We start from the raw sequence: 11,522 nt of genomic DNA on the forward strand, positions 1-11,522 counted from the left end.
TTTTTCATCTTTATTAATCTTCTATCGTTTTTTAGGAATAGATAAAAATGGGAATACTAGTTTTTAACGATAATTTTCATCCCCATTTCTGATTTATCAGTTGTACTTAACTTAACAATGTATATTCCGTCACTTAGATTTGATGTTGAAAATGTATAATAAAAATCAGTTCCCAACTGACTTTTTAGTAAAACCAATCTTCCCATAACATCATATAATCCACAAGAATCAATTTCTTTTTGGAAGGGATTGCTAATTATTAATTTTTTTATAGTATTATCTTGTCGCACTATGAAACTGCTTTTATTTACCAAATCATTAACCCCCAAAGTACCGTTTTTAAAGGTAATTTCATATTGTGTATTGTTTGTTCCAACTGGTAATGTAACATCGAATAAACTATTTTTAATGTCATAATATACATTTGTAACTTTATCATGTAAGTATACATTTGTAACTTCGGGAATATTCAACATTTGATTTACCGTAATTTTATAATTGGCTTGAGCATAATTTCTAAATCCAACTGGAATTTTCTTGTCAATATCAAAAGGCATAATATTTATTATATACTCATTATCCTTAATTACAAAGTAGTTATTTGCTGGACCATCATTTGGAGAAGCGGCATCCATGGCACGATCGACACCGTCTGTAGATGATGGATCAAATGCCAGAACCATTTGACTTATCGGTCCATTATCTAGTAAAGTATTAAAACGTATTTGAGGTGTCACGCCAATTTTAGTAGTCGTTTTATCGTTGGCACTTTTCTCAAATTGTGATGAATTATCATCTCCTTCTTTCACATAAACTCTGTAATTATTTTTCATTTGAACATTTGCATTCGTACTTCCTACAATCATAAAACCTTGGCCAATGGGAGCATATTTTCTTTCATACATATTTCCAGGACTAGTTATTGGTGATATTTGGTTTCCAGAACCGTCATAAGAATAAAAAATTGCTGGCGTATAAATATTAGTTGCGGCAGAATAGGTAGCATAACCTCCTTTATAATCTGCAATATAATGAGAGTTTACCGTTTTGTCCTGCTCCCAGAAATAAGCAGTTCCGTCACAGTTTGTTTCTCCAATTAAAAATGCCTGTAAATTTAAAGCCGATGGATAGGGATTTCCTGTCAATGTCCATTCTCCTAATAAAACCGGAATATTTATAGTCCCATCATTTGGTTTTCCTCTAAAATCATAACGTTGATGTTTTCCATCGGGATTATTTTGAACTCCATCAACTGTAGTCGTATTTATTCCTGAAGTACCTTTCATGGTAAAACCTTCACCCGCATTTATAGATGTAGATGCACCTACTTGAACCCAATCAGAATATGAGGTGTTGTTAGTTGCAAATTTATTAATCCAACGAGGAGAAATCGCAAAAGGATCAGCAGTACCATCAACTTGACCAGATGATAAGATAGTTGCAAGGGTTGTATTTGTTTTGGTTGTTGGTGTTCCCAATTGGGTAATTCCAAAAGGGTTATTTACAGCTGTGTAAGAAGTTGCATTTCCTACGGGTGAACACCAATAATTAAATTGATAATTATTTACAGTTCCTTCCTGAAAAACAGATAAACTACCCAATCCTTTATTCGCTCCTGACCCTGTTGTACCTTGCAAGAGTTGGCTTTGATTTCTTAAATAAAAATTACTACTTGCAACGCTTAATTCTAAATTCTGTTTTACATAAAAAACTTGGTTGTTTACAAGAACATTAGTATTAGCACCAACAAACACTTGAGCATTTACATACGTCTGAACTAAAATTCCAACAATAACCAAATACCGCCTATAATTTATTTGAAAGTCTATCATAATCTAGATTTAGTAATCTTATTTTAAAATTCGATAATTGAAAATTATATTTATTGAACACTTATTAATATTAATATTTTATTTGAATACTTTACACTGTTTGCAATCAATGTTCTAATCCTAATTAAGCTAGAATAAAATCTATTTTACACTCATTAGTGTTAGTATCCTATTTCCTATAGCTAAAGTTCCTGAACTGATATTCCACATAACATCAATAGTCTGTCCTGATACAACATCTACTATTGTTTGCAAAGACAAATTAGATCTATTTGAATTGCACTTAAATTTTCTAACAGAATTAGGAATCAAAATTCCTCCTTGATAAATACTAAATGTTGCAATTGTATTTTCATTACTATAACCTGAATTAGCAGCGGCCGTACTTCCTGGAGGAAAAAGGGTTCCATTCACTGTTGCGGCAGCAAGACTTGAAGTAGCACCTAATCCTGAAGCTATATTGCCATTATAAACAGAATTTCCTGTATTATTAATTGCTCCAGATCCTGTAAAAGCAACAAATGTTGACAATGAACCTAGGCTAATTATCGAAGATTCTTTTGACGGAGTTGTACACGTTCCTGTACCAAAAGCTATCGCTCCTGAGTTTGTGAGCATTTTTCCATCTAATGTTGATGCATTACCAATTGCAATCGCATAACTATGAGAAATTAAAATTCCTTTCGCTATTGTATTGGCTCCAATGCCAATTGCTCCTTCAGCTACCCAAAAAACATTTTCAGGATGGGCTCCATTTTTTAAAATAATTGTCGTACCAACTGCCATATTTAAATCTCCATTTGCTTTAAAAACAAACAGTGCATTTGGGTTTCCACCAGCATCCAAGGTAAGAGTACCCGAAATTTCAATAGCACTAGCTACAGAATATTTTCCAGGACTAATGGTTTCATTACCAAAATTTATGTGAGAAGAATTAGTTGTTGGCAATGTTTCAAGTTGATTGTAAGCTAAAAAAAAGTCAGCTAAAAGAGTATCAGTATTGACTGCAATAATCATAATATTATTGGTTAATTGGCTGTCAAAAGAAAGCGAGTATTTTCCTGGGATTGGAGAAATGCTCATATCAGGAAGTGTTGCATCTATATTAGATTTGGTTCCAATATCACTTACACCAGTTGTACTATAACATTTTGCATAAGTTCCATAATCTTTCCAACCAACGTCATAATAATTGAAATTCGATGTGGTTGTATTATAAATTAAAAGTCCAATTGCTGGATTTAAAATCAAATTCCTTTGCTCTGTAGTCATTCTAGGAGTAAGAACCCCTTGAGAGTTTGATGTTAAATCTAATATTGATGAGGCATGTGGATTTATTGTTCCAATCCCAACTTGTGCATTTGAAATTTGACAATTTATAAATAGTAAAAGCAATAAAAATTTTCCTGTATCTTTCATTTATAATGATTTAATATTTATTGTATTTTTATTAAAGTTAAAGTCCTATTTCCCATTACTATCTCTTCGGAATCTGTTTTCCATCTAATATCTATTGATTGATTTGGTAAAATAGTTGCAATGGCCTGTAGCGATAAGTTTACAGAATTAGCATTACTTGTTAGGATTTTATTTGAACTTGGAATTAAAACTCCATTTTGATAGATTCCAAAAGTTCCTATTGCATTCGTAGTATTAGGCGTTGAAGTTGTTATTGTTGTTCCCGGATATAAAATGGAACCGTTAAAAACATTAGGGGAACCAAACCCTGATATAGCCCCTTCATTTGTTCCAATATCCCCAGTAATTGTTGAAGTGTTCGCATTTGATATTGCACCAGCACCACTAAAAAAAATAAAAGTGGACAATACCCCTAAGTCTACTCCAGAATTTCCAAAAGGAACAGCTGCTGTTCCTGAACTAAAGCTAACAGCTCCTATGATGGCAAAAAGTCTGCCTTCAAGATCTCCTCCCGCTGCCATTGAAATAGCACCACCATTGGTAATTATAGTTCCTTTTAATATAGTAGAAGCCCCAATTGAAGCAGCTCCTTCCACTACCCAAAAAATATTAGCAGCTTTTGCTCCGTTAAGCAAAACCATTTTCGTACTTGCTGTTGCGGAGAAAGCAGCTCCAATCCTGATAACAAAAAGAGCATCTGGATTTCCGCCAGCATCAAAATTGATTGTCCCTACTGTTGATGTTGCTCCTGCAATAGTATAAACACCAGGAATTAATGTTTCTCCATTTCCTAAAACAGATAGATGATTTGTGATTGTAGCTGTTAATGAATGCAAATTATCATAAGTTATTTGCAAATCAATTTTACTCTGTTCAGCTGTAAATGGGCCTCTAATTATTGGAGTATTATTATGATTATTATAATAACTATTAAAGGTAACTTTATATTTTCCTGCAAATGGAGGTGTTATTGACATACCATTTACAACCTCATTGGATGTTGAGGTCGTTGAAATATCACCCGTTAAATTTGAATTATAATTTATTGCAAAAGCAGCATATTCTTTCCAATCTTTATCGAAAAAATTAAAGGTTGATGTACTAGTATTGTAAATTAATAGTCCAATGGCTGGTGCTACTATCAAATCTCGTTCTGAACTTGTCATTCTAGGAACAAGTAATCCTTCACTATTAGAATATAATTCTAATAATGCTGAAGGATCTGGATTAACAGTACCAATACCTACCTGCGCAACAACGAATACTGGAGCTAGAAAAAATGCAAGTATTAAAAAGCAAAATATTTTTTTCATTTGTTATTATTTAAAACTAATTTAAATCCTCTTTATTTATAATCAATTTTAATTATTTTTAAGTTTATTGTACTTTAATCAAAGTTAAAGTCCTATTTCCCATCATTATTTTTTCGGAATCTGTATTCCATCTTATATCTATTATTTGATTAGGCAAAATAGTTGCTATGCCTTGTAATGATAAATTTGTAGAATTCGCATTACTAGTTAAAATTTTATTTGAACTTGGAATCAAAACCCCATTCTGATAAATACCAAAAGTTCCTAATGCATTGGTATTATTTGGCGATAAAGTTGTTATTGTACCTCCAGCATTTAAAAATGAACCCCTAAAAACAGTAGGTGATCCATATCCTGATATGTCGCCAACATTTGTTCCAATATTTCCAGTAATTACCGAAGATCCTCCATTAGTAACTGCACCTGCACTACTAAAATAAATAAAAGTGGACAACACTCCTAAATCAATTACAGAAATTCCAGAAGGAATTATTGCATTTACTGTATTAACACTAATAGCTCCTACGATTGAAAAAAGCCTACCTTCAAGATTTCCTCCAGCTCCCATTGTAATTGCACCCGAATTAGTAATTACAGTGCCTTTAATAATAGTTGAAGCTTCGATTGACGCAGCTCCTTCAATTACCCAAAAAACATTACGAGCTTTTGCTCCGTTGAGCAAAACCATTTTTGTAGTTACTCCTGCTGATAAAGCGCCATTAATCCTAATAACGAAAAGAGCATCTGGATTTCCTTGTCCATCAAAATAGAGAGCTCCTACCATAGATGCTGCTGCCACTACATCATAAATCCCAGGAATTAAAACCTCTCCGTTTCCTAAAATAACATTATGGGTTACCGTACCTTGAAGCGAATGTAAATTGTCGTAAATTGACTGTAAATCTACCTCACCCTGAACTGAAGGAAAAGGACCAATAGTGATTGGAGCATTACTATAATAACTAGTAAACGTAACTTTATATTTTCCGGCAAATGGAGGTGTTATTGACATACCATTTACAACCTCATTTGAGGTGGTTGTAGTTGTAATATCATCTGTTAAATTTGAATTATAACTTATTGCAAAAGCAGAATATTCTTTCCAATCTTTATCGAAAAAATTAAAGGTTGATGTACTAGTATTATAAATTAACAACCCGACAGCTGGTGCTACTACTAAATCTCTTTCTGAGCTTGTCATTCTTGGAACTAACAATCCTTTGTTATTTGAAAATAATTCTAAAAGTGAAGACGGATCAGGATAAAATGTACCAATACCTACCTGAGCACCAACAAATATTGGTGTTAACAAAAATAAAAATAATTTAATGCAGGATAATTTTTTCATTTGTGATTCTTTAAAACCTATTCAACCATCTTGTGAATATCAATTTTAATTGTTTTTATGTTTATTGTACTTTTATCAAAGTTAAAGTCCTATTCCCCATCCCTATTTTTTCGGAATCTGTATTCCATCTTACATCTATTACTTGGTTTGCTTCAAGAGTTGAAATGGCTTGCAAAGAGGCATTTCCATAATCAGCTTCACTAGTCAACATTTTACTAGAACTTGGAATTAAAACCCCATTTTGATATAGACTAAAAGAGGCTAAAATATTGTTCGTATTTGGTGTAGATATTGTAGTCGATGTTGAAGAAGTATAAGTTGTATTAGTCACAAAAGCACCATTTACCGTTGCTGATTCAAAACCTACAAAAGTCCCTAAATTAGTCCCTACATTTCCTGTGATTGTTGACACGGCAGTATTTGTAATGTCCCCAGAAGCAGTATATAAAACAAAATCTGTTACTGTACCCAATGTATATGGAGCTATTCCTGCGGGTATGCTCGCAACTGCTGGTCCAAAAGTTATTGCTCCAGAAACTGTTAAAAGCCTTCCTTCAAGATTTCCTCCTGTATTAAAGGCAATAGCCCCAGTTGAAGCTGCTATTACATTCCCTTTCATAATAGTATTTGCACCAAAAGAAGGAGCACCATAAGCTAACCAAAATACATTTCTGGCTTGTGCCCCATTTGTTAAAATAACAGTAGTGTTTGCACCAGCAGCCAAAGCCCCATTTGATTTAATAACAAAAATTGAATCTGAATTCCCACCACCATCTAATGTCAAGTTCAAAGCAATTGAAGCAGCTCCATCTATAAAATAAACACCTGGGAAAATAGTTTCTCCATTTCCAAAAACAGCAAGATGAGTTGAGTTAGTTACTGTAAGAGCGTTTAATTCATTAATTAATAGCTCCAAATCCGATTTAGCTTGTTGAGCCATCGTACTTGGGAAACTTTCCCCCGCAGAAACTATTCGCTCTGTTGGCGAATTATTGTACAAACAATTAAAAGTTACTTCATATGTTCCTGACAAGAGTGGTGCAATTGTCATTCCAGGCACTACTTCGTCTGATGTAGCAGTAGTTGTGACGTCATTTGTAGAATTAGAATTATAATAATTTGTATATTCAGAATACTCTTTCCAAACGAGATCAAAATAATTGAAATGTGAGGTGGTCGTATTGTAAATTAAAAGTCCATTTGCAGGATTAGCAATTAAATCCCTTTCCGAGGTGGTCATTCGAGGAATAAGAATCCCTTGTGAATTAGAGGTTAAATCTAATATTGATGATGCGTCTGGAGTTATTGTTCCAATCCCAACTTGTGCACATACAATTTGTGACATCATCAAAAAGGCGATAAATAAGAGAGTTGCAATTTTTTTCATTTCTTTTTATTAAGTTTTTCCAAAGTTAAATTGAGTAAAATATTATAATCACTTGTATATTTATTTTTCATTTTTCTAACAACCAAGCGTTTTTCTGCTTGATTTTCATTCGTAATAATACAGTTTCTCCTTTTAATTTCTTTCCGTTAAGAGTAAAACTAAGACGACTCTTTTTCAAGCCTTTTTTACTATTTTCATAGTCTAAAGCATAGTTCTATAATCCCACACGATAACAGTTCCCGCACCGTCATTTCCCCATGGAATAGCGCCTTCAAATTCAATGCTTTTGTTATAAAAAAGATACTGTTGCTGCCAGAAACAATAATAAATGAGGTTATTAATTATTCAATTTTTTATTTGTCTACATTGACGTAATGATAAACTCGCTACGTCTATTGGCTTGATGTTCGGCTTCGGTACATTGTATACCATCGGAACACTTGTTTACAAGTTTAGTTTCTCCGTAGCCTCTAGCAGTTAATCTGCTCGCTTTTATACCATTTTTAACCAACCAGGCCATTGTAGATTTGGCTCTTCCATCGGATAATGCATCATTGTACTGTATCGTTTGCCTACTATCGGTATGTGAACGTATATCAATTTTCATATTTGGATATTCTTCCATTACTGCAAGTACTTTGGCTAACTCAAAGGCTGCATCTTTACGGATGAAAGATTTATTCAAATCAAAATAAATTATTGGAATGTCTAAGGTTTTAGCTAAATTTGTTCCTATTCCAATTGGTTTAATACGTTGCTCTAATGCTAAATCCAATTCACTCTTGCCTGGTGTTTTGGCTATAGAAGTCGTTCCTTCTTTAGTTTCGTATTCGTGTTTCTCTGCTTTTACATAATAGGTTTTGCCACATAGTACTTCAAAGCTATATTTACCATTTGTATCGGATATTCCTTCTTTAAGCAGTTGAAATTTCTCGTCAAACAAACTCAACTTGGTATCTGGCAATATTTTGGTCGTTTCCTTATTCGTGATTACCCCCGTTAAACTTTGTTCACATGCTAGTTTACGGATTTCGGTAAACTTATAAACATCGTCATATCCTTTGCCTCCAGTTCGGTTTGAAGTGAAAAAACCTTTTCTGTTTTTGCTGTCTATTAAAAACGCAAAATCGTCATCGGTTCCGTTTATTGGAGCTCCTACATTTTGTATATCGGTGATACTATTGTCTGTTCCTATCTGGACTACATAAATATCTAATCCTCCGAGTCCCGGCCTTCCATCACTAGCAAAATACAACTCATTATCGTTACTTATAAATGGGAAGGTTTCTCTACCTTCGGTATTGATGGTGTTTCCTAGATTTTGTGGGGTGTCATAAGTTCCATCTTCCTTTATTGCTACTTGAAACAAATCGGATTGTCCTAAAGTTCCTGGCATATCTGAGGCAAAGTACAAGATTTTCTCATTTACACTTAATGCTGGATGCGCAATACTATAGTTGTCGCTATTGAAGGGTAAGGCAACTACATCAACCCATTCTCCTTCTTTGTTTTTTGTGGCTTTGTATAGTTTTAACAAGGTTACTAGTTTACTATCTTTTCCTTTCTTGCCATCTAGATAGTTGTTTCTTGTGAAGTACATGGTTTTGCCATCTCTGGTAAAAACGGGTGTTGATTCGTGAAACTTGGAGTTTATCTTTTTGCTGAATCGCTCTGGTGGTCCTAAAGTACCATCCATTTTTACTTCGGAACTGTATAAATTGGTAAAAGATTGGTTGGTCCATTTAAATATTTTCTTAGAAATGCCTCCGGTATCGCGAGCTGAGGCGAATACTAATTTGTTGCCTGAAATAGAACTCCCATAATCTGAAAAATTAGAGTTAATTCCTACATATTCAATTTTATATCTTCCAGAATTAGCCTTGATTATATCTAAATAATTTTTATTTTTTTCGAAGAGTTTTGCTCTATTGTCATTGCCAGATTTTTGGTGAAATTTTTCCATCATCTCGTTTGCTTTATCATTTTGTCCAATAGATTTCAATGATTGTGCATAACGATAATAATATTCTGAATCTACATCCAAAGTCACCGCAAACAATTCACCATACCATTTGGCAGCTTTGCTAAAATCAGAATTAAAATAATAGGAATTACCTAATTTCTGGAACATATCAACTGATTTGTATCCTTTTTCTGCAACCTTTTCATAGATTTTTATGGCGTCAATATAAGCATAGCTATCATATTTCTTATCAGCAGCGCTAACTTTGGCTTTTTGTGCATAACTACTAAATGAAAAAACACTTACTATTATTAGGTAAAGGAGTATATAATTTCTCATAATAATTGTTTTTAGAAGAATCTTGGAATTGTAATTTTATCGATATTGTTGAATATTTCATAACGCAAGAATATTTCATGCGAACCTGAATTATAATTTTTTAAATTAGTTGTTTCTTTGTCATAGCCATATCCAATATATAAACTATCTGAAACTTGAAAGCCAACCATGCCGCTCAAAGCAGCACTCCATCTGTAAGCAATTCCAACCATAAATCTATTATTAAACATAAAGTTTCCTGAAACATCAACTTGAAGCGGTGCGCCGTAAACCATTTTGGTAAGTAAAGCAGGTTTGAATTTTACTAATTCATTTAAATCAAACACATATCCCGCAATAAGGTAATAATTGATTTTTTCTTTGAAAATTCTAACCTCATTATCATCATAACGATTGCTTTCTATGAAATTAGGAACTGATAAACCTACATACCCTTTGTCTGAATGATAATAAATCCCCGCACCAATATTGGGGGAGAATTTATTATTATAGTCATGTAAACTCGGGTCATCATCTACAGGATTGAGTCGGGTAACATCTAAATCAAACAAATTTGCAGTTGCTTTGATACCAAAAGAAAGTTTGAAAGTTTCTGAAGTAGGAATAGTGTAAGATAAATCAGCCGAGATAGTATTCTCATGGGTTGGCCCAATTTTGTCATTAATTATAGAAACGCCTAACCCCAAGTTACTATCATTTATAGGAGTATTGACTGAAACTGCATTTGTAACAGGTGCGCCATCGAGTCCAACCCATTGTGTACGATGCAAGGCAAATAGACTCAGGGCTCCTCTTGATCCTGCATAAGCGGGATTGATATTAATGGTGTTATACATGTATTGGGAAAATTGGGCATCTTGTTGGGCAAAACTTATAATTCCAGTAAACAGCAAGGCGAATAATAGTACTCTTGTCTTCATTTAGTTTATTTTTTAAACCTGAGGGTTTCTTAGCCCTCAGGAGTTAGATTTATCTTGTAAGGTATAAATACCCATCTTTTTTATTAGTCTTAACTTGATTGTTTTCACCAATAAAAGTGTAATTTAATATATAAAAATAGGTTCCAGTTGGCAACTCCTGAGACTGACCAATTGTAGTTCTACCTTTAGATAAGCCTGTAAAAGCTTTACTGGTATTATTATATCCATTCGTTTCATAAACTAAAACGCCCCAACGATTATAAATCTCCACAGTATTATCGGGATAACACAATATATTATCAATGTTTTCGATAACAAAGGCTTCATTAGCTCCGTCTCCATTTGGAGAGAAGGCATTGTGAACGTCAATTACACCACAACCTAACACAATACTACAATCATTATCTGAAAGAGTTATTTTTATAAATATACTTCTAGGGCATTGTTCATTTACAATTTGATATTTATATTCAAAATTATAATCTGCATCAGGTAAATTAAAAGGAGAGAATATATTTCCGTTTAAAACTGCGCTACTGTTGTTAATCCAAGTTCCATTGTTTGGTGTTTCGGGAGATAGTAAAGTATTTAAATCGATAGTTATAGAACTGTCCGTATTACACACTGTTTTTTCAATTAATGTTGGTTCAGGTTTTGTTCCTGTTACTTCCCAAGCACATGTTGTTGTGCTGAAAGTATACGTGTCCCAACAGTTCACTTTCGCTGGTTCTGCAGGTTTGACAGTATTATTATTCACCCAAGCACATGTTGTTGTGTTGAAAGTATACGAATTCCAACAGTTTACTTTAACAGGTTCTACCGGTTTGGTCCCTGTTATTTTCCAAGTACAAGATGCCGCATCAAAGCTTCTAGTTTCCCAACACGCTAATGCGGTTGTTGGTTCTGCTGGCTGTGTGCCTGTTGTTTTCCATTGACAAGTTGTTGTATCAAAGCTTCTGGTTTCCCAACATGCTAATGCGGTTGTTGGTTCTGCTGGCTGT

The 11,522-nt window shown here is 33.6% G+C and carries 8 protein-coding genes; all 8 read right to left on the bottom strand.

Annotated features, from left to right (window positions below; all coding sequences use genetic code 11):
* Positions 1–56 precede the first annotated feature (56 nt).
* Positions 57–1,832, bottom strand: a complete 1,776-nt coding sequence (locus tag ACNQF8_RS14055) for a T9SS type A sorting domain-containing protein (protein WP_417953740.1) — start codon at positions 1,830–1,832, stop codon at positions 57–59.
* Between the two features lie 141 nt (positions 1,833–1,973).
* The gene (locus ACNQF8_RS14060; protein WP_417953739.1) at positions 1,974–3,251 is read right to left on the bottom strand and encodes an ice-binding family protein; all 1,278 of its coding nucleotides are present in this window, start codon (positions 3,249–3,251) and stop codon (positions 1,974–1,976) included.
* 17 nt (positions 3,252–3,268) lie between these two features.
* Complete coding sequence (locus ACNQF8_RS14065; protein WP_417953738.1) at positions 3,269–4,564, bottom strand: ice-binding family protein; 1,296 nt, start codon at positions 4,562–4,564, stop codon at positions 3,269–3,271.
* A gap of 64 nt (positions 4,565–4,628) precedes the next feature.
* Positions 4,629–5,912 (bottom strand): ice-binding family protein, encoded by a 1,284-nt coding sequence (locus ACNQF8_RS14070; RefSeq protein ID WP_417953737.1) that lies wholly within the window; start codon positions 5,910–5,912, stop codon positions 4,629–4,631.
* Between the two features lie 61 nt (positions 5,913–5,973).
* Positions 5,974–7,299, bottom strand: a complete 1,326-nt coding sequence (locus ACNQF8_RS14075) for an ice-binding family protein (protein ID WP_417953736.1) — start codon at positions 7,297–7,299, stop codon at positions 5,974–5,976.
* Positions 7,300–7,660: 361 nt separating this feature from the next.
* Entirely contained in the window at positions 7,661–9,601 is a 1,941-nt protein-coding gene (locus ACNQF8_RS14080) for an OmpA family protein (protein ID WP_417953735.1), read from the bottom strand.
* A gap of 11 nt (positions 9,602–9,612) precedes the next feature.
* Positions 9,613–10,521, bottom strand: a complete 909-nt coding sequence (locus ACNQF8_RS14085) for a PorP/SprF family type IX secretion system membrane protein (protein WP_417953734.1) — start codon at positions 10,519–10,521, stop codon at positions 9,613–9,615.
* Positions 10,522–10,570: 49 nt separating this feature from the next.
* On the bottom strand, positions 10,571–11,522 hold a 952-nt coding region (locus ACNQF8_RS14090), incomplete at its 5' end, for a gliding motility-associated C-terminal domain-containing protein (protein ID WP_417983530.1).

Source organism: Flavobacterium labens, from assembly GCF_048286755.1.
In the GTDB taxonomy this organism is placed as follows: domain Bacteria; phylum Bacteroidota; class Bacteroidia; order Flavobacteriales; family Flavobacteriaceae; genus Flavobacterium.